The organism is Tsukamurella sputi (genome assembly GCF_007858445.1).
GTDB lineage: Bacteria > Actinomycetota > Actinomycetes > Mycobacteriales > Mycobacteriaceae > Tsukamurella > Tsukamurella sputi.
In genome coordinates this window covers 1-551 of the sequence record NZ_VIGV01000170.1, presented here as the reverse complement: position 1 = coordinate 551, position 551 = coordinate 1, and the positions used below count along the sequence as shown (strand labels likewise).

At 42.5% G+C, this 551-nt stretch carries 2 protein-coding genes; one reads left to right on the top strand and one right to left on the bottom strand.

Annotated elements, in window-relative coordinates; all coding sequences use genetic code 11:
- Positions 1–104: MerR family DNA-binding transcriptional regulator (locus FK268_RS26145; protein ID WP_497997386.1), on the bottom strand; the 104-nt coding region annotated here is incomplete at its 3' end.
- Positions 105–240: 136 nt separating this feature from the next.
- On the opposite strand from FK268_RS26145, the gene FK268_RS26140 reads away from it, so the two are divergent.
- On the top strand, positions 241–551 hold a 311-nt coding region (locus tag FK268_RS26140), incomplete at its 3' end, for a hypothetical protein (protein ID WP_205124549.1).

Below are 551 nucleotides of genomic sequence, written 5' to 3'. Positions count from 1 at the left end.
TTCTCCTTCTCATAGAAGCGAATGGTCTCTACCGGCACGCGACTTAAGGTCGCTAACTCACCAATTAAATAGGTCTTATTCCCTTGTAAAGCCCGCTTTTTCATATTTTTTCTCCTTATCTCGATTGTTCCTTTCTATTCTACATCAATTGCTTGACCCTATAGTAACTATAGGGTGTTTAATAGCGTTCTCATAAGAATCTTTCATAACTTGAGGGAAGGTATAAAAATGGTAGGTAGAGTGAATGCTGAGAGTTGTTGCGCAGTAGCTAAGGAGAATCGAGAAGATGAGCGCATCATCGATTGCCATGATGCTCAGCATCATGATTGTGTTGCCGACTCAAAAGAGGGGGCAGATTGTCTCGATGCGCATGAACATCCAAAAGGAGAGAGTTGTTGCACATTGCCAACGCAAGAGTATGAGCCGATAGAGAGTGCCATTCCTGCGGGATATCGGCAAGATATTCTCTATGTGAAAGAGATGGATTGTCCGATGGAATCGAAGCTAATAGAGCGTGCTTTAGCCTCTTTTTCGGAGATAGATTCTTTAAA